Origin of the sequence: Hyphobacterium sp. CCMP332 (assembly GCA_014323545.1) — a bacterium.
GTDB lineage: Bacteria > Bacteroidota > Bacteroidia > Cytophagales > CCMP332 > CCMP332.
In genome coordinates, this window is record CP058647.1 from 1,509,909 (window position 1) to 1,529,333 (window position 19,425).

The window sequence follows — 19,425 nt, forward strand, 5'->3', positions numbered from 1 at the left end:
ATTAATGATATAGTGTACCTGAATTCACGACCGGGCTCACATCTTTATCAGCGCATAATACAACCATCAGATTGCTCACCATAGCAGCCTTTTTTTCTTCATCCAAATCGATAATTTCTTTCTTACTGAGTTCTTCAAGTGCAATATCCACCATTCCCACAGCGCCCTCTACAATTTTCAATCTTGCAGCAACTATGGCCGTTGCCTGTTGTCTTCGGAGCATGGCACCTGCAATTTCAGAAGCATAGGCCAAATAACCGATTCGCGCTTCTATGACATGGATTCCCGCTATATTTAATCGCTCCTTTAATTCCTCTTCTAAAGCGTGATTAACCTCTTCCAGACCGGAACGCAAAGTGATTTCTTTTTCCTCATCGTCAAAATTATCATAAGGGTAAGAGCCCGCCAGTTTTCTTACTGCAGCATCCGATTGCACTCTTACGAAATTGGCATAATCATCAACTTCAAATGCAGCTTTAAATGTCTCTTTCACTTGCCATACAAGAATAATGCTTATTAAAATCGGGTTGCCCAGCTTATCGTTGACTTTAACTTTTTCGGAATCAAAGTTTCTGGCGCGCAGTGAAATTTTTCTTTTGATATAAAAAGGATTAACCCAAAAAAAGCCATTGGCCTTAACCGTTCCCATATAGTCTCCAAAAAGCACCAGCACTTTGGATTCATTGGGATTGACAATCATAAATCCTATAATAAGAAAAGCTCCCAATGCCGTTAAAAACAAAAGCCAAGGCATTTTTAATGCAATCAGTCCTCCTATCGAACCTAATATTATTATGGCACAAAGAATCACCATCGGATACCCTGATACCGGTTTTACTACTTTTTCATTCATAATCAAAAATTTAAAATGATATTATTTTGATATCAAATATATATTATACTTACGAAATTGTCAAGAAAAAGGTTTTGCCTATAGATTTACCTTTCAAACCGATTTAATCACGCTTCAATAATATATTTTTATAATCAGCAGCAACCTTCTCATTTTTACATTGTCTTTCCCATGAATTAGCAACCGGAATTGGAATCGAGCCAGCATAGCGTACATCTGTATTTGGTGGATCAATGTATAGAAGGAGATCGCAAGGCTCAGTTCGAATTGTATAAGTTGTATTCAAAAGCCATGTATAACATTTGCAGACGTATGATGGGAAATGATGATGAAGCCAGGGATGTGCTTCAGGATGCTTTTGTGTCTGCATTTACCAAACTGAGCAGTTTTAACAGAAATTCTACCTTCGGTGCCTGGCTAAAACGGATCGTCATCAATCATTGTCTTAATGCCCTCAACAAAAAGAAATTGTATTTCGAAGAAATCAATGATCAAACGGAACTTGCACAGGCAGATGAGGGCCATGACCCCGATTACCTCAAACAGGGAGCTCAGAATATTTTAAAAGCTATCGATAAAATCAGCGAAGGCTGCAAGACGGTTTTGAACCTTTATCTTTTTGAAGGTTATGACCACAAGGAAATCGCCGAAATACTGGAAATCAGCGAGTCAACCTCAAAGGCCCAGTATTCAAAGGCGAAAAAGAAAATTAGAGACTTAATTGAATCCGGAGCGATATGAAGGATGAATTAAAAAAATACGTCGATAATAATCGGGAAGAGTTTGAATTAGATAATGATTCGCTCGATGGCCTTTGGCTAAATATTTCATCCAGAGTTCAGAAACAACAAAAGAAAGACAATTTCTGGAGGAGGGATGTATGGCGCATTGCTGCAATTATGCTTGTGTTTTTTGGTCTGGCCTGGCTTTTAATCGTCCGGCCGATCAGCCAAAATAAAAAACAATTCAGAGATATGTATTCCTTTTCACCCGAATTGGCAGAGGCTGAAGGCTACTATTCAAGTTTGATCGATGCAAAAATGGAGCAAATCAATTTTTACAGAGAAGAAATTGATCCGCAAATATTCGAAGATCTGGAGGCATTGGATGATGTGTTATTAGAACTGGAAAACGATCTTCGCGACAATATTGATAATGAAGAGGTGATTAATGCGATGATTAAAAATTATCGGATTAAACTAGAAATACTTGAACATATTCAAAGAGAGCTAGAGCAAAATGAAAATGAAAAGATTGAATCTTAAACCATCAATCCTATTTGTGCTCATTGCTGTCTTTCAATGGGCCATCGCCAAACCGAGCGAAGATATTGAACTCTCAAAGCGATACGTGCGGTCTTATAAGGTATCTCCAAATGTTCAGGTGGATCTCAGCAATAAATACGGCGATATAATTGTCAATACCTGGAACAAAGATTCGGTAAAATTTAAAATCAAAATCACTGCCTACGGCAAAAGCGACGAAGCCGTAGACAAACTTCTGGAACGTGTGAGTTTTGACCATACCAATTCGGGAAGATTTTTGAAGTTCGAGACTATTTTTGATCGACAGTCAGGATCGTTTAAGGAATTCTGGAATAGCCTGGGCGATTATTCAAAGGTCCTCATTAATAAAAACAATCTCAATATTGATTTTGAAATATACCTTCCTGAGAAATCCAATATGTATATCGAAAACAAATTCGGTGACATATACATCAATGAATACTCCGGCAGAAGTAAAATTGTTTTATCCCAGGGTGATGTAAAAATTAGCAATCAAAGCGGGCAGTTGAACCTCGATCTTAAATTCGGAAATGCCAGCATTCAAAATGTCAAATTGGCTTATTTGAAACTGCAGATTGCTGATATTACCATCGCCAAAGCAGAAAAGCTCGATATTAGCTCCTCTTCGTCCACCATTAATATCAATGAAGTGGAACGCTTAAAAATTAATGCGAGAAATGATAAATACTTTTTGCGTCATATAAGCTCACTCAGTGGAGAAGCGACCTTTAGCACCATCAATATCGGCGACTTAAAAGAGGAAATCGTTGGAAGTACCAATTATTCAGATGTGAATATTGAATCCTTAAATGATGATGCCCGATTGATCAATATTAATTCTAAAGCTACCGATATGAAACTATGGCTGAACCCGGAAAAAGCTTATAATATCGACCTTATAGCAAAAGAAGACAATCTTGAAATTCCTCTCAACTGGAAATCCCTGAACAAGTATTATACCGACTCGAAAAACAAATACATTAGAATTTCAGGTCAGGTGGAAGGAGAAAATCCTGTCCAGATCAATATCGATAATCAGGGAGGATCTTTAAACATATTTGAAAAGTAAAATTTATGAAATACCTCATTGTCATAAGCACCACAATAATCCTTTCAACATTTAATGTTGGCCACGCTCAAAATATCGAAAGCATGGCAGGCTTGCGTTTGGGGGGCACCACAGCCCTCACTTATAAGAAGATGTTTTCCAATCTTGAGGCATTTGAAATCATGATGAGCGGACGCGAAAGAGGCATTCAATTGACAGCTCTTTATGAAAAACACAAACCCATGGCCTTCAGTCTGGGAGATAATTTTTATGGTTATTACGGATTTGGAGGACATATAGGCTATCTGCAATCCGAACCTGTGTTGTTGAGGTCAGATTCATCGGGTCAATACCAATATCGCCTGCTCGATATAAGAAGAAAAACATTTTTCACAATGGGTGTAGATGCCATTGTTGGAATCGAATATCATATTTATTCGGTTCCGATGGCTTTTGCATTGGATATTAAACCGGCCCTTGAGTTGGTTGGAATGCGCTATTTACGTTCGAGGGTTTTTGATTTTGGAGTTTCGGCTAAATACATATTTTAAAAAAATAATATGAAAAATTACATTGTTTTATTGATTGCCCTGATTCTTACCGATGTAGTGAGAGCACAGGATGGTGAAATGCAAACGCTTTTTGGAAATGGAAGGCTGAGTGGTGCCTATGGCGCTTTTGATTTAAAAGTCAGCCCTGTAAATGATGAAATAAATCTTCTTTTAGGAGGGCAGGCGGCCGTAATCTTTAATGAACATGCCTATATTGGCGTTGCGGGTTATGGCCTGTCAACCAGGGAAAAGTTCAATGGCATTGATGCCAGATTACCTGAAAATGACCCCAATCGGGATATTAGAATTGACATGTCGGGTTTTGGCTATGGCGGTCTTCTTTTTGGCTATACCGTAAGTCCCAATAGTCTGATTCATATCGATATACCGGTGCTGATCGGTGCAGGTGGAGTAGACCTTACCGATGATAACATTACAATTTCCGACAATGACTTTACGCTTAAGCCGAGTATTGAAAGTTCGGCCTTCTTTGTGGCTGAACCCGGTTTGAATATTGAAATTAATATGGCGAGATTTTTCAAACTCGGTCTGGGAGGAGGCTATCGTTATATCTATGGAACAGATCTCCAAAACTTACAAGACAGTGATCTTTCGGGCTGGACAGCGAATGTATCTATGAAGTTTGGAAAATTTGATTAATTGATCAAAATAAGCATGAATTAGTAGAATTCATGCTTTTGACTTTATTTTGCATGTAATTAGGTCCTGGCTTCCAATGAACTATCGTAAACCATTCATTCAGTTTTCCATACTGGTTTTAACCTTCCTTTTTATAAATGCCTGTAATAAAGCACCAAAAAAAGAGCTTTCTGGTACTATAGAAGAAGAAATTATAGCCGAACAGGTGCCCGAGCCGCAATATTTATATGGAATTCAGATCGATTCTTTTGAAGTTAAAAAAGACAAGGTCAAACGAAATCAAAATTTATCTGAAATACTCAATCCCAGAAACGTTGACTATAAAACCATAGATCAGTTGGCCAGAAAGTCAAGAAAAATATTTGATGTCCGGAAAATTAAAACCGGCAATCCATATACGCTCCTATGCGATAGAGACTCGGGTGCATCAGCAAAATTTATGATTTATGAGAAAAACCCAATTGAATACGTGGTATTTGATTTAAGGGATTCCATTACTATTTACGAATCGAAAAAACCGGTAGACACCATTCGAAAAAGCTTTACCGGTGTGATTTACAATTCGCTTTATATGACCATTTTGGAAAATGGGGGCAATATTCAATTGGTAAATGCCCTTGCCGAAATGTATGCATGGCAAATTGATTTCTTTCGAATCCAGAAAAACGACAAGTTTAAAGTCATTTACGATGAATTATTTGTGGACGGTGAATCTGTAGGTCTCCACAAAATTCTGGCCGCACAATTTGAACATTTTAACGATAATTTCAGCGCTTATTATTTTCACCAGGACGCAGAGCACGACTATTTTGATGACAATGGCGAAAGCCTGAGAAAGGCATTTTTGAAAGCTCCATTAAAGTATTCTAGAATTAGTTCAAAGTACACCATGAGGCGATATCACCCGGTACAGAAAAGATATAAGGCTCATTTGGGAACCGATTATGCTGCACCACAGGGCACTCCCATATATGCCGTTGGAGATGGTGTAATAGCGGAAGCCCGTTACAAAAAATACAATGGTAATTATGTTAAAATCCGCCACAACAGTGTGTATTCCACTCAGTATTTACACATGTACAAGATCAAATCGGGTATTAAACCGGGCAAAACAGTTAGGCAGGGTGATGTGATCGGATATGTGGGCAGTACTGGTCTGGCTACAGGGCCACATTGTTGTTTCCGATTTTGGAAAAACGGACATCAGGTCGATCCATTCAGACAAAAAATACCCCCATCAAAACCCGTTGCGGAATCAAATATGGAGTCATTTAAAAAGATTCAAAAAAAGTATAAAAAGCAACTCAATAAGTTAGAATATCCTAAAGAAGATATCATTATTTGGGATAGCACGGATGCCCAAATAAGCATGCAGTCATCATTCAGACCCTATCTCTGAACCTTTATTTCTAAGGTGCCAAAATTACCCAGCGTATCGCTAAAGTTTCTCAACTGTATAAGACCTCTTTTATTTTCTTCACTTAAAAAATAAAAGGTACTAATACTACTTATGGAATCAATGTAACGTCTTGTTGGGATACTGTCGATCGCTACAAGTGGCCCGTCATTATTAAGGGTACTAAAACTCTCGCTAAATATTCCGCGATCAAACCTGGTGTTTTTTCTTGTTGAAAAGGAGGACAGTTCAGCAATCAGGCTATCGTTGCCGGAACCAACATTCGGGCTTAATAGGGCCCAACTCAAAATAGAATCACGATACAGAATAAAATCTATCATTTCAGGGTTTTGTAAGGCTTCCTGAATCGTATAAACTTTCAAATCTTCGAGAGAAATACAATTGCCAAAATTAGAATTGTTCTGATCTCCAAATATGCTTGTGACCGTGTCAATTTTTTCGGCTACTTTGTATTCGTACATGGCCTCATCCGACAAAAGGTTATTGTCAAGTATTCTAAAAGACAAGATTGCCGTATCGCCCGAATTCTCTGTGCTGTCTATTACATAATAAAAACCTATAAACTGGCTGCTGGCATTTTTAAAGGTAGTCTCACCTATCCTAAGAACGGGAAAATTTCCAGTAACGTGATCTACTTCAAGCGTATTGAGGCCATTGATTGCGCTTAAGGTAAGCTGAAAAAAAATACTGTCATCTTTTACAAAATATTCCTGGTCTGGACTTGAATCAAGACGAATATTGGGACCGAGGTCCATATCATTTGTGTCTTTGCAAGAATAAAATACAAATGAAAATGATATGAACACAATTAAATTTTTCAAATTTTAATCATTGAATTTTAAATTGATTATATATGAATTTAATCTACTATCTTAATATCAAATTCGATACTACCGTTATTCCCCGTTACAAGGTTTCTAATTATCAATATCGCTTTTAAGCCCAGGGCTGTTTCAATAAGCACCACATCTCCTACCGCCAATTGATTGGCTTTTGTTCCTGAAACCAAACTTTCATCTATCTCCTGGGCTGTAATTGTTGAATAGTCTTTTGCGCTTTTTTGAATTTTTGTGTTAAACCTGATAAACCAGTTGTTCAGAGCGCCTCCAAAAAGACCATCGGTATCCGGGTCAACCGGGCTAAACAATGTAGGTCCATTGGTTGCACCATTATAATAGAAGATTTCTACAGCTTCACCATTGGAGGCATTGGCTTCTGATAAAGTCGATACCTGTACTTGTCTTGCTAGAAAAAACCCACCAATATTGGAATTGCTTTGGGCTCCGAGAGTAATTCCTTTGTATTCTGTAAAAACAGGGATATCTGCTGCTGTGACCTGCCAATCTACGTTTACAATTGTACCTTTTTCATCACTGATCTGAAATGAATAACTATAATCACCTTCAATATTTGGAACGGGTACGCCGGAAATATGTGCGGTAAAAAATGAATCATTGGGAACGTCATTTTCATTAAAGCCATTCAAGGCCAGGCCATCGTTTAATATTGACCAAGTATCTAATTTGTAAAACCCTTTTGTTGCTGTAATGGAAATATCAAAAGTGGTTCCTATGGCTAAAATTGTGTCCATATACACCGTAGAATCCGTGATATTTAAGCTTAAGTCAGCATTATCCGGAATGACATCTTCCAAAACTGTAATCGTCCAGCTTGTTTCAACAGAAACCCCATCAATGTCTTTTATACTCAGGATGTAATTGTAATCGCCGGCAGAAAAAGGAACTTCAATATTTTTAACGGATTCAGTGAAATTGTTAAAATCGGATACCGGGACATTTGAATAATTGTCGATTATATTGTTATCCAAACTGAGCGACCAGGAAGCCAGTACTGACTTTCCTTTGCTTGCTGAAAAAAGAATATCAAAACTCGCACCACCCATTAATGTATCTTTTCCATAAATGGTCGAGTCGGTAATAAGGAGGCTAATACTTGGGTTGCTGTTGGCCATATTTCCGGAGGGGCTATCGTCATCGGAACAAGCGAAAATTATGAGTACCAGGCTAAAAAAAAGGAAAATTTGTCTTATCATCATAGCATTAAAATAAAATTAGTAAACCACTTTAAGGTCGAATGTAATACTACCATCATTTCCTGTGGCAAATGAGATCACTTTACCCATTCTTTTGATACCTGCTTCAGTTTCAAAAACGAATACATCATCAGCAGCCAATTGATTGGCTTTTGTTCCTGAAACGCTTGCAGTAGCAACATCATTAGGCGTGGCATTGTCAAAATCTAAAGAAGAAGACTTTTCTATTTTGGTGTCATTTTGAGTTGACCATGCACCTACAGCACCACCGAAAAAAGAACCAGCATCAGGATCAGTTGGGCTGAACAAAGTAGGACCATTAGTTGCTCCATTGTAGTAGAAAAGATCTACATCTGCACCATTAGAAGAATTGGCTTCGGATAGGAAATATACCGTTCCATCATCGATTTTAAGGAAACTTCCAAATGAAGTGCTAGACTGGGCTCCTAATTGAATATTATTGAATTCTATGAAACTGTTTGGGGCCTCGGCAGTGATTAACCAAGATACAGAACCCATAACTCCATCAAAACTTTTTACTTGAAATGTGAATTGGTAAACTCCCGCGTTATTAGGCACTTTTATATTTGTAATAGGAATTGTAAAATTATATTCATCAGGGACATCAAGTTCATCAAAAGCAGAAAGTGAAATACCATTTCTTAGAATTGACCATGTTTGCATATCCCTATTTCCTTTAGAAGCAGACACTAAAATACCAAAGGTAGTGCCTGTATTAAGAGTAAAATCAGAAGAAATAGTGGAGTCCGTAGCGATCAAACTAACTACAGGACCAATTGGAATTGAATTATCTTCTTCTACAACGATCAACACACTATTCTCAACAACTATATTGTTTTTGTCTTTTAGACTAATGGTGTATAAATAATTCCCTACAGTTGGCGGTGTTTCAATGTCGCTAATTACTTCGGTAAAATTTGAGGGGTCGCTCACTGGTACATCTATAAAGTCAGGTAATAATGATTCATTTAATGACAATGACCATGAAATCAATTCAAAATCACCTTTTCTACCTGAAAATGCGATATTGAAATGACTACCTAATTTAACTGTATCACTGTAAGATACCGTACTATCTGTCAAAATTATATTTAGAGTGGGTACTAAACTGACAGGACCTGAAGGACCACTGTTATCATCGGAACAAGCTATAAAAAGAAGGGCAATTAAAGCAAAAAGTTTAATTGGAAAATTTCTCATAGCATAAAAATAAAAAAACCCCGAGGATTACTCTCCGGGGTTTTCTATCTGAAAAAATAAAATTAGTTAACTACTTTAAGGTCGACAGTAATGCTACCGTCATTTCCTGTAGCAAGTGAGATCACTTTACCCATTCCTTTGATACCTGCTTCTGTTTCGAAAACGAAAACATCATCAGCAGCCAATTGATTGGCTTTTGTACCTGAAACGCTTACTGTAGCAACATCATTAGGTGTAGCATTGTCAAAGTCCAAAGTTGTAGACTTTTCAATTTTAGTGTCGTTTTGAGTTGACCATGAACCTACAGCACCACCGAATAAAGATCCTGCATCAGGATCAGTTGGGCTAAATAAAGTTGGTCCGTTAGTCGCTCCATTGTAGTAGAATAAATCTACATCTGCTCCATTAGAAGAGTTAGCCTGAGCAAGGAACAATACGGTTCCGTCATCAGCTTTAAGGAAACTTCCAAAAGCAGTACTTGACTGTCCACCTAACTGAACATTATCAATTTCAGTAAATGCCGCAGCATCTTCCGCTGTAACTACCCAAGATACAGAACCTGTTGCTCCGCCATTGTCAGTTATCTGGAAAGTATATTCGTATGCACCTGCAGTACTAGGTACCGGTATATCAGAAACAGGTACAGTAAATGCTGAGTTGTCAGGTACATCAAGACCATCAAAATTAGATAGAGCAATACCGTCTCTTAAGATTGACCATGTATCCATATTTCTGTCGCCTTTAGAAGCAGATACTAAAATTCCAAATGAAGAACCAACAGTAAGGGTTACATCACCGGAAACTGAAGAATCAGTAGCGATTAGGCCAACCACAGCGCCTTTTGGTGCCGGATCTTCTTCGTCATCACCACAAGAAGATAAAAACAATACACCTGCGATCGCAAGCATAGATAACATGTAATTCATTAACTTTTTCATATTGATATTAAATTTAATTTTGTTTCAATTCAAAAGGGCTGCAAATATAAACTTTTTAAGATGTTTTAGCAATCTGAGACTATTTTTAAAGAATATTTAATTGATTTTTAGATGTCTCTTTTTGCAATAATCTATTTCTTAAATTTGCGCCTTCAATTCATTCAAAAATGCGATATACCAAGCCGATATATTTTCTAATTACAATAATCACATGCTTCACCCTACCTTCCGAAGCTCAAAAAAAGAAATTTGATCCCGGGAATATTTTTGTCAACCCTGCCATAAGAGTAAAAACAGTCACATCTATCAATTGGATGAAAGACGGAAAGAATTACACTTCAAAGTCCAATAACAAAGTCATTCAATACAATACCAGCTCAGGTGAAGAAGTAGTAACGCTTTTCGACGGAGACGAGCACAAAATCAGAATCAATGATTATTCCTTGAGTGCCGATGAAAGTCAAATACTTCTTGAAACAAATAAGAAGAAAATCTATCGCAGATCGTATACGGCTGAATACTACATCTACGATTTAGAACAGAAAAACCTCACCAAACTCTCGGATCAGGGGCCACAGCAATATGCCACATTTTCACCTGATGGAAGCAAGGTAGCATTTGCCAGAAACAACAATCTTTTTTACAAAGACCTGGCAGCAAATGAGGAAATACAAATTACTACCAATGGTGTAATAAATAAAATTATAAATGGTACCACCGATTGGGTTTATGAGGAGGAATTTGCCTTTGTAAAGGCATTTGAATGGTCGCCAAAGGGGGATAAAATTGCATATTATGAGTTTGATGAAACCAATGTCCCCAGATACAATATGCAATTATGGGACAGCCTTTACCCGAGTGATTATGTTTATAAATATCCAAAGGCCGGAGAGAAGAATTCCGATATTTCCATTTATATCTATCATTTAAAAAATAAGTCGAAAGTAAAAGCCAGTATGGATGGTCGTGTGGATTTTTATATCCCCAGAATGCAATGGACAGCGAATAACGATATTCTATCACTGATTCGGCTTGATAGATTACAACAAATCTTTGAAATTGTTCATATCGGTGCCAACAGCGGCATGTCGCAAATAGAACTGCTGGAAAGACATAAGCAGTATTTTGACATTAATTTCTGTGATGATCTTTATTATCTGGAAAACGGTAAGGAGTTTATCTATTCTTCAGAACAAAGCGGCTACAAACATTTTTGGATTTACAATACCGAAAATAAATCTTTGGATGCCATCACCAAAGGCAAATGGGAAGTGGATGAGCTCATAGGAATTGATGAAAAATCGAAAAAATTGTACTTCACTTCTACCGAAGACAGCCACCTTGAGAGACAATTCTATGTTATTGGCTTTAATGGAAAAGGTAAAACAAAACTTAGCAATGGAGAGGGCTGGCACAGTATAGATATGAGCGATGATTGTGCATTTTATATTGACAAATATTCAAAACCGGGAATGCCCCCAAAAATCAGTTTATACAATTCCGCAGGTAAAATAGTCAAGGTATTGGAAGACAATTCAGAGGTCAAAAAAACGATGGATTCATTTGATTGGATTGATAAAGAATTTATCAGCATGAACATCTTCGATTCGGTTGAATTGTACGGATACCTAATGAAACCGAGCAATTTTGATTCTTCTAAAAAATATCCGCTGATGATGTTTCTGTACGGTGGTCCGGGTGATCAGAAAGTGACCAAGACCTGGGATGGAAGCTCAAGGGAACTCTATAATAAAATGCTCGTTCAAAATGGATATGTAGTTGCTTGTTTTGACAACCGCGGAACCGGAGGCAGAGGAACAAAATTTAAAAAAGTAACCTATAAGGAATTAGGAAAATACGAAACAATAGATCAGGTTGAGATTGCCAGAAAATTGGGTGAAAAATCCTATATCGATGAAAAAAGAATCGGTATCTGGGGCTGGAGTTACGGTGGATTTATGTCAACTTCCTGTTTGTTTAAAGGCAATGATGTGTTCAAATTGGCCATTGCTGTAGCTCCGGTAACTAATTGGCGATTTTATGACAATATTTATACAGAGAGGTACATGCAAAGGCCAAAAGACAATGCCTCGGGATACGATGATAATTCTCCCATAAATTTTGCCGACAGCCTCAAAGGAAAATATCTTCTGATACACGGTACCGCCGATGATAATGTCCATTTTCAAAATGCTGTTGAACTCCAGGAAAGGCTCATCAAATTGGGAAAACAATTTGATTCATTTTATTATCCGGGCAGCAATCACAGCATTAATACCGGAGGAGCCAATGTCCATATTCACACGCTCATGCGCAATTATATTATTAATAATCTTTAATTATTACCATGAAAAACACGATTTTATTACTAGTTCTAAGTATTGTAATTTTTTCTTGTGAAAACACAGGACAATCCGGTTCCGAGAAAGACCTCAAACCAAAAGCAGATTCACTGCTAAAAGAGGTCATGAGAATACACGATGAAGTCATGCCTCAAACGCTGGTCCTTGAAAAACTCAAAAAGAAATTAAATTTAAAAATGGATTCACTGGAACTCGATTCAGGCATGGTTCTTGGCATTCAAAATACCGTAAACTCTATGGACACAGCCATTATCGGTATGCGCGATTGGATGTACAATTTTGAAAAACCGGCTGACAGTGTAAGTCTTAAAAATATTATTGAATATTACGAATTACAGATAGACATCATGGAAAAGGTTAAAAATCAAACCTTCACAATAATGCCTGAAGCCGAAGACAAACTTTCAGAATTAGACAGTATTTAAACAATTCAGACAATAAAGTTATTACAGTATGAATAGGTTTTTATCGCTTTCATTGCTATTCATCGCAATGGCATGTCATCAGGAAAAAAGGCTCCCTATCATGGGGCCCCGGCAATATGATGTAAAAATCATAAACGGTGAAGAGCATACAGATACAATTTATACTACCATTCCCGATTTTGAATTTATCAATCAGGATGGGAATTCATTTACTCCGGAAGACCTCAAGGGTAAAATTTATGTAGCCGACTTTTTTTTTACCACCTGCCCGAGCATTTGTCCTATCATGAAAACACAAATGCTTAGGATTCATGAGAAATACAAGGGGAATGATGAAATACATATTGTTTCTCACAGTATAGACCCAACACATGATACCGTGGAAGTGCTCAGAGACTATGCTGACAGGCTGGAGATAAATACCAATTACTGGACATTCCTTACCGGTGATATGGATTCTATATTTAATGTGGCACAAAAAGGGTATTTGGTTTCTGCCAAACCTGATTCATTGGCTCCCGGCGGATTATTGCACAGTGGAGCTTTTATACTCGTTGACAAGGAAAAAAGAATTCGAGGTTATTACGATGGAACTATTGAGAAAGATGTGGATCAACTAATGAAAGACATGGATATTCTTTTATCCGAATACGATGGTGCTTAGACGATTTTACTTGTTCGTATTACTATCGGCAACTGTATTAATTATCGCTATTTCCATTCCTTCCTGTCAGGATCAAAAAGAGATTAAATTCAGAAAATACATGTCGATCGGCAAGCAGATATACATTCAGCGATGTCAGCATTGTCATGGCGAAAAGGGACAAGGATTGGGTAAACTTTATCCTCCGCTAGATTCCTCTGATTATCTTGTCGAAAACAGAGATTTATTGGCCTGTATTATCCGCAACGGACAGGTAGGGAAAATCGAAGTCAATGGTGTAGTGTACAATCAGGTAATGCCTGCTAATCCGGATCTTCTGGAAGATGATATCGCACAGATAAGTACCTATATTTTAAATGCCTGGTCTAATGAGGCCGGTCTGTTTGAAAAAGAGGAAGTTTTGGAATCGCTTGGCAATTGCCAATCAGACTAAAAAACTACTTCAACACTAACTTCCTCGGAACCTCTTTTTACCGATACCCTTGTCGTGTCTCCCTTTTTAAACATAGACAGGGCATTCATGTAAGCCATCATATCGGTGACTTCATTTTCACCCATTCGAATAACTACATCTCCTTTAAGAAGTCCCGCATTATCCGCAGGGCGGCCATCCGTGATGCCATCAATACGCATGCCTTTTCCGCTAAATGTATAATCGGGCACAACGCCTAGCGTAACCGAAAACCTGGGCGCCTGTTGATTGTCGCCTTCCTTGGTTTTTGTAAACTCAAGTTTATGATCTTTTACAGCAGATACCACATTCATTACATAAGAATAAACTTTGTACATCCCATCGTAATTGATTTTATCAAAATCATCGCTTGGTTTGTGATAATCGGAATGCGCTCCGGTGAAAAGGTGTAAAACAGGAATATCTTCAAGATAAAAAGATGTATGATCTGAGGGGCCAACACCATCGGGTTTTTCCACAATATTGAGAGATCCGGCTATTGACTCTGAATCGACGAGTGAATCCCAGATCGTAGAAGTGCCAATCCCAAAAACAGTGAGAGTTCCCGTTGAATCCAGACGTCCAACCATGTCCATATTGATCATATAATTAACATCTTCCAGGTCAATGGTCGGCTCATCGGTAAAATGCCCGGACCCTAATAGGCCTTTTTCTTCACCGGAAAATGCAATAAAAAGAAAATTCTGATTGAGTTTTCTGGTTTTCTGAATAGTTCTGGCCAATTCAAGAAGCACTGCTGTTCCACTCGCATTGTCATCTGCGCCATTGTGAATGGCCTCGCTTTCACCACGATACAAAGAACCCTCATCGCCCATTCCCAAATGATCGTAATGCGCTCCGATGACAACGGTACCTGAAGCATTATTATCAATATAGGCTATGACATTTTTGCCGCTTCTGTACTTGTCTTCCATTTCCACCTTTATACTTACAGAATCGCCGTTTTTAAATTCTTTTTCACCCGAATAAAAAACAACCGGTATATCCAGTCTTTCCATTTTTCTGGCGTAGTTTTTCCTCGGATCATTGGCCAGCTCACCGGGGTTGTAGAAAATGACGGCCTTTGCTCCATTTTCTTTTGCTGTTCGCACTCTGTTTCTCAGATCGTGATAAGCCTTGTATTTAGAATGAGGATGTATGCCATCGGGTGATGAAACATCAATTAGAAAGACTTTTCCTTCCGCTTTTCTGAGTCGTTTGTATTCATCAAGCCCTAATTCTTCAGCCTGGATTCCAAAACCCGCAATTATCAGTTCGGATATTACTTCACCATTACCAGAAAAATTCATTACGAAGTAGTCTTCATCTTTTTGAATTTCCTCGCCATTCAACATAAAGTGATTTTCAGCAAATGTTTTGCCACTCAAAAATTCGAATTCCTGATAATAACCCTCGCTGCCTTTGGCCTCAATTCCGGCGATTTTAAATTCATTTGCTATATATTCAGCCGCCATTTCTTCGCCTTCCGTGCCGGTTTCCCTACCTTTTAATTCATCGGAAGCGAGATATTCTATATGCCTTTGAAAATTGGCTATAACTCGTTTAGGATTTTCTGAGGTGCTGCATGCGCTGGCAATAAGCACTATTGCGAGATATTTTTTCATAATTATTAATCTATCCATTCTGCCAAAAATACATTGGTATCACGGCCGCCACCATTATTTCTATTGGACGAAAATACAAGATGTTTCCCATCGAATGAAAACATGGGGAAAGCATCAAATACAGGATCAAAAGTTATTTGTTCTACATTCTCGCCACTGAGGTCTGTCATAAATAAATTGAATTGTCTGCCCGACTCAGATTTGTGATTGGATGCAAAGATGATTTTTTCGCCTCCCGGGTGAAAAAATGGTGCCCAATTGGCCTTGCCCAAATTGGTGATTTGCTTCATTTCTGAGCCGTCGGTATTGCAGGTGAATATTTCCAGGTTTGTAGGTTGTACAAAACCTTTTCTCAATAGGGATTTATAGGTTTCTGCTTCTTCGCCTTCTTTGGGTCTTGAAGCTCTAAATACCAATTTCTGACTATCAGGAGAAAAAAATGCGCCTCCGTCATAACCGAGTTCATCGGTGACCTGCATGAGATCCGTTCCATCCGTATTCATGGTCCAAAGTTCAAGATCGCCCGATCTTGTAGACGTAAAAACGATTTTTGTGCCATCCGGTGAAATGGTGGCTTCGGCATCATAGCCGGGCTCATCGGTCAATTGCTCAACTATATTGCCATTGAGGTCTGATTTAAATATATCGTAGGAATCGTAAATGGGCCAAACGTATTTACCTTCCATAAACGGTGGCGCTTCCGGGCAAGAGTCTCCGCCGAGATGTGTAGAACCGTAAAGAATGTGTTGCCCGTCCGGATAAAAATAGGAGCATGTTGTTCTGCCCAGTCCAGTACTCAGCATAGGTGCTTTGTTTTCCGCCCCTTCAGAAACATTCATCATAAATATCTGATCACATGAGACGCCCCATAGACCATAATTGCTTTGAAAGACCAATTTTTCATTGTCAAAGCTGAAATAAGCCTCTGCATTGTCACCGCCAAAAGTGAGTTGTCTTAAATTTTTTAAATGCTTTTCCTGAGGATAAGACAAATCCACAATGACCGTGCTGTCATCTATTTTTCCTGGGTCCTCTATCTCTTTTTTGGGTTTTTCATTCGAACAGGCTGCGATTATAAATAGGGCAAGAATTAGATTGAATAATTTCATTATTGTTTTTTTGAAGGCGCAAAAATATAAAATCAAATCAAGCAAAATAAACCCATCTATTAATGAATGGTTTCTATTTTTACAAAATCAATTTAAAAAGCATGAAATCTTATTTTATAAAGCTTGTTTTAATACTTGTTGTTTTTCAAATGATAATTGCTTGTTCAGAAAAGAAATCGAGGATCGAATCGTCCGGTGAGCGATATGAAGTGCCTTTTAAAAAACAAGGGGAATTAATATTTATATCCCGTGAAGGAGATACCATTCGCAAAATGGAATTGGAAATTGCCGATACAGAAGAAAAAAGAGCACAGGGGCTCATGTACAGAGCAAGGATGAGCGATGCGCAAGCCATGTTATTCTTATTTGAAAAAGAAGAACCCAGAAGTTTCTGGATGAAAAACACCTATATATCTCTGGATATCATTTTTGCAGATGAGGAAGGAAATATTGTTACGATTCAAAAAAATACCCGCCCTTATTCTGAAGATCCCGTTTTGTCTTACGATCCCGCATTATACGTCATAGAAGTAGTCGCAGGGTTTTGCGATCTCTATGGATTGGAGAAAGGCGATCGCTTTGAGTGGATCAGAAATTAAAATCCCATCATTCGTCATCCGTCTTTCGTCTTCCGTACTTTTTATTATTTATAAAAAAAGCAAAGACTTGCGACCCAGTGCCAATTCAAAGAATGAAACTTCTAATAGACCTTAATTCTTAATTAAAAAAAGCCCAATCGTTTTTCAACAATCGGGCCCCTCAATTTGTGGATAAATAATTTCTAATTACTTGGCTTCTGCACCATTTGGAAGAACAGAAACAACTGATTTTTTCTTAATGCCTGATACTTTGAACTCAACAGTTCCATCGATCAAGGCAAATAAAGTATGATCTCTTCCTAAACCGACATTATTACCCGGATGATGTTTCGTTCCTCTCTGGCGTACAATGATGTTTCCAGCGATTGCTTCCTGACCACCGTAGATTTTTACACCGAGTCGTTTACTTTCCGAATCTCTTCCGTTTCTGGTACTTCCGGCTCCTTTTTTATGTGCCATGGTTTATCTTATTTAATGTTTTCTATTAATATCTGAGTGAAATCCTGTCTGTGACCGTTTTTCTTTTTGTATCCTTTTCTTCTCTTTTTCTTAAAGACGATCACTTTATCTCCTTTTACATGTTCCAGAATTTTACCTGAAACTTTGGCGCCCTTTACTGTGGGTGCACCGACTTTAATTTTTCCTTTATCGTCGATAAGCATTACTTTATCGAATTCAACTTTATCGCCTTCTTTTCCTTTCAGAAGAGGGGCGTAAATCTTTTGGTCTTTTTCAACCTTGAATTGCTTACCGGAGATATCAACAATTGCGTACATTAGGTATCTTTTTCAAAAATGGAGTGCAAAGATAATCCTATACTTATAAATAGACAAGCACCCGCCATGATTTATAAGTGATGTGGATATGTGGATAAATATTACCTAGCTTATACACATTGTATTATAAGAAGTTTAAATTTAATTAACATTTTTATTTTACTGATATACAATGCTTTAAGTTAGTTATCCACATTTATGTATGTGGAAAAGTTGTTAAAAGTTTTTTTGCTTTATTATCTTTGACTTATGTCGGGCTTTTACAATATTTGTAGGCACCTGATTAAAAAATCAAGCACATTTTATTAAGGAATCATTAAGCAGGGGACTTAAAGCAGGAAACCGGCTGAAGGAGACCTTTTTTTTAAAAATTTTTTAACTAGAACCCTAACGCCAAAATGGAAAAGCACGAAGAACTCCTACTAAAAGAAGACAAAAAACGATTTGTATTATTTCCCATCAAGTACCACGACATTTGGGAAATGTATAAAAAAGAGGAGGCGAGTTTCTGGACGGCTGAAGAAATTGATTTAAACCAGGATCTTGTTGACTGGAACAACCTCAACGATGGCGAAAGACACTTCCTTTCTCATGTTCTTGCTTTCTTCGCCGCCAGCGATGGCATTGTCAATGAAAATCTTGCGGAGCACTTTCTCCACGAAGTTCAGTTTCCAGAAGCTAAATGCTTTTATGGTTTTCAGATCATGATGGAAAATATTCACTCTGAGACCTATTCTTTATTAATTGATACCTATATAAAGGACCCCAAAGAAAAGGACCACCTTTTAAACGCAATCGAAACTGTGCCGGCCGTTAAGAAAAAAGCAGACTGGGCTTTGCGATGGATCGATAATGGTGATTTTAAAGAAAGACTAATCGCATTTGCCGCCGTTGAGGGAATATTCTTTTCCGGAAGCTTTTGCTCGATTTTCTGGATGAAAAAAAGAGGCTTAATGCCAGGTTTGAGTTTTTCTAATGAACTCATCTCAAGAGATGAAGGCCTGCACTGCGATTTTGCTTGTCTGCTTTACAACAACTACATCGAAAATAAAATGCCCGAAGAGAAATTGAGGCAAATCATTCTCGACGCAGTGGAAATTGAAAAAGAATTTATTACAGATTCACTGCCGGTGGATTTGATAGGTATGAACTCCAAATTGATGAAACAATACATAGAGTTTGTTGCCGATAGGTTGCTATTGGAACTGAATTGCGAAAAAGAATTTAATTCAAAAAATCCATTTGATTTTATGGAAATGATTTCGCTTCAGGGTAAAACCAATTTCTTCGAGAAAAGGGTTGCAGAATATCAGAAGGCCGGGGTCATGGACAATGACAAGAAAGGCTTCAACTTCACCATGGATGAAGATTTTTAAAGAATTTTTG

21 protein-coding genes and 1 pseudogene are annotated in these 19,425 nt (G+C 37.8%); 12 read left to right on the forward strand and 10 right to left on the reverse strand.

Annotated elements, in window-relative coordinates; all coding sequences use genetic code 11:
* Window position 1 precedes the first annotated feature (1 nt).
* Window positions 2-853, reverse strand: coding sequence for an SPFH domain-containing protein (locus HZR84_06660; protein ID QNL21629.1), 852 nt, complete (start codon window positions 851-853; stop codon window positions 2-4).
* Between the two features lie 189 nt (window positions 854-1,042).
* On the opposite strand from HZR84_06660, the gene HZR84_06665 reads away from it, so the two are divergent.
* The 6 genes from HZR84_06665 to HZR84_06690 all read left to right on the forward strand — a co-directional run bounded on the left by HZR84_06665 (window position 1,043) and on the right by HZR84_06690 (window position 5,797).
* Window positions 1,043-1,594: a sigma-70 family RNA polymerase sigma factor gene (locus tag HZR84_06665; GenBank protein ID QNL21630.1), complete on the forward strand. Its 552-nt coding sequence runs from the start codon at window positions 1,043-1,045 to the stop codon at window positions 1,592-1,594.
* The gene (locus HZR84_06670; GenBank protein QNL21631.1) at window positions 1,591-2,118 is read left to right on the forward strand and encodes a hypothetical protein; all 528 of its coding nucleotides are present in this window, start codon (window positions 1,591-1,593) and stop codon (window positions 2,116-2,118) included. The genes HZR84_06665 and HZR84_06670 overlap by 4 nt, the downstream gene beginning before the upstream one ends.
* Window positions 2,099-3,208, forward strand: a complete 1,110-nt coding sequence (locus HZR84_06675) for a hypothetical protein (GenBank protein ID QNL21632.1) — start codon at window positions 2,099-2,101, stop codon at window positions 3,206-3,208. Before HZR84_06670 ends, HZR84_06675 begins: the two co-directional genes overlap by 20 nt.
* 5 nt (window positions 3,209-3,213) lie before the next feature.
* Window positions 3,214-3,738, forward strand: coding sequence for a hypothetical protein (locus HZR84_06680; GenBank protein QNL21633.1), 525 nt, complete (start codon window positions 3,214-3,216; stop codon window positions 3,736-3,738).
* 9 nt (window positions 3,739-3,747) lie between these two features.
* Window positions 3,748-4,398: a hypothetical protein gene (locus HZR84_06685; GenBank protein ID QNL21634.1), complete on the forward strand. Its 651-nt coding sequence runs from the start codon at window positions 3,748-3,750 to the stop codon at window positions 4,396-4,398.
* A gap of 76 nt (window positions 4,399-4,474) precedes the next feature.
* Window positions 4,475-5,797 carry a peptidoglycan DD-metalloendopeptidase family protein gene (locus HZR84_06690; GenBank protein QNL21635.1) on the forward strand — a complete coding sequence of 441 codons (1,323 nt, stop codon included), beginning with the start codon at window positions 4,475-4,477 and terminating at the stop codon, window positions 5,795-5,797.
* Here HZR84_06690 and HZR84_06695 read toward each other — a convergent pair.
* From HZR84_06695 to HZR84_06710, 4 genes are all read right to left on the reverse strand, one after another.
* Window positions 5,788-6,636: a hypothetical protein gene (locus tag HZR84_06695; protein ID QNL21636.1), complete on the reverse strand. Its 849-nt coding sequence runs from the start codon at window positions 6,634-6,636 to the stop codon at window positions 5,788-5,790. The two genes, HZR84_06690 and HZR84_06695, sit on opposite strands and share 10 nt — an antisense overlap.
* Before the next feature lie 38 nt (window positions 6,637-6,674).
* Entirely contained in the window at window positions 6,675-7,871 is a 1,197-nt protein-coding gene (locus tag HZR84_06700) for a hypothetical protein (GenBank protein QNL21637.1), read from the reverse strand.
* A gap of 15 nt (window positions 7,872-7,886) precedes the next feature.
* A complete protein-coding gene (locus tag HZR84_06705; GenBank protein QNL21638.1) occupies window positions 7,887-9,089 on the reverse strand; it encodes a hypothetical protein in 1,203 nt (400 codons plus the stop codon).
* A gap of 62 nt (window positions 9,090-9,151) precedes the next feature.
* Complete coding sequence (locus HZR84_06710) at window positions 9,152-10,027, reverse strand: hypothetical protein (GenBank protein QNL21639.1); 876 nt, start codon at window positions 10,025-10,027, stop codon at window positions 9,152-9,154.
* Between the two features lie 167 nt (window positions 10,028-10,194).
* Here HZR84_06710 and HZR84_06715 point away from each other — a divergent pair, with 167 nt between their 5' ends.
* From HZR84_06715 to HZR84_06730, 4 genes are read left to right on the forward strand one after another with little or no spacing between them, the layout of a single operon-like run.
* Window positions 10,195-12,366 (forward strand): S9 family peptidase, encoded by a 2,172-nt coding sequence (locus HZR84_06715; protein ID QNL21640.1) that lies wholly within the window; start codon window positions 10,195-10,197, stop codon window positions 12,364-12,366.
* Between the two features lie 8 nt (window positions 12,367-12,374).
* Window positions 12,375-12,815: a hypothetical protein gene (locus HZR84_06720; protein ID QNL21641.1), complete on the forward strand. Its 441-nt coding sequence runs from the start codon at window positions 12,375-12,377 to the stop codon at window positions 12,813-12,815.
* A gap of 28 nt (window positions 12,816-12,843) precedes the next feature.
* The gene (locus HZR84_06725) at window positions 12,844-13,479 is read left to right on the forward strand and encodes an SCO family protein (protein QNL21642.1); all 636 of its coding nucleotides are present in this window, start codon (window positions 12,844-12,846) and stop codon (window positions 13,477-13,479) included.
* 10 nt (window positions 13,480-13,489) lie between these two features.
* Window positions 13,490-13,912, forward strand: coding sequence for a cytochrome c (locus tag HZR84_06730; protein ID QNL21643.1), 423 nt, complete (start codon window positions 13,490-13,492; stop codon window positions 13,910-13,912).
* On the opposite strand, the gene HZR84_06735 is transcribed toward HZR84_06730, so the two are convergent.
* From HZR84_06735 to HZR84_06745, 3 genes and pseudogenes are all read right to left on the reverse strand, one after another.
* The gene (locus HZR84_06735) at window positions 13,909-14,949 is read right to left on the reverse strand and encodes a M28 family peptidase (GenBank protein ID QNL23207.1); all 1,041 of its coding nucleotides are present in this window, start codon (window positions 14,947-14,949) and stop codon (window positions 13,909-13,911) included. The two genes, HZR84_06730 and HZR84_06735, sit on opposite strands and share 4 nt — an antisense overlap.
* Window positions 14,908-15,573 (reverse strand): annotated as a pseudogene (locus HZR84_06740) (hypothetical protein). The gene HZR84_06735 and the pseudogene HZR84_06740 overlap by 42 nt, the downstream one beginning before the upstream one ends.
* Window positions 15,561-16,664, reverse strand: a complete 1,104-nt coding sequence (locus HZR84_06745; protein QNL21644.1) for a PD40 domain-containing protein — start codon at window positions 16,662-16,664, stop codon at window positions 15,561-15,563. Before HZR84_06745 ends, HZR84_06740 begins: the two are co-directional and overlap by 13 nt.
* 101 nt (window positions 16,665-16,765) lie before the next feature.
* On the opposite strand from HZR84_06745, the gene HZR84_06750 reads away from it, so the two are divergent.
* A complete protein-coding gene (locus tag HZR84_06750) occupies window positions 16,766-17,263 on the forward strand; it encodes a DUF192 domain-containing protein (protein QNL21645.1) in 498 nt (165 codons plus the stop codon).
* Between the two features lie 186 nt (window positions 17,264-17,449).
* Here the strand turns inward: HZR84_06750 and rpmA are convergent, their stop codons facing one another.
* The gene (rpmA, locus tag HZR84_06755; protein QNL21646.1) at window positions 17,450-17,722 is read right to left on the reverse strand and encodes a 50S ribosomal protein L27; all 273 of its coding nucleotides are present in this window, start codon (window positions 17,720-17,722) and stop codon (window positions 17,450-17,452) included.
* Window positions 17,723-17,730: 8 nt separating this feature from the next.
* On the reverse strand, window positions 17,731-18,039 hold the full coding sequence (rplU, locus tag HZR84_06760; GenBank protein QNL21647.1) for a 50S ribosomal protein L21: 309 nt from the start codon (window positions 18,037-18,039) through the stop codon (window positions 17,731-17,733).
* A gap of 398 nt (window positions 18,040-18,437) precedes the next feature.
* Here rplU and HZR84_06765 point away from each other — a divergent pair, with 398 nt between their 5' ends.
* On the forward strand, window positions 18,438-19,415 hold the full coding sequence (locus HZR84_06765; GenBank protein ID QNL21648.1) for a ribonucleotide-diphosphate reductase subunit beta: 978 nt from the start codon (window positions 18,438-18,440) through the stop codon (window positions 19,413-19,415).
* The last annotated feature ends 10 nt before the right edge of the window (window positions 19,416-19,425 follow it).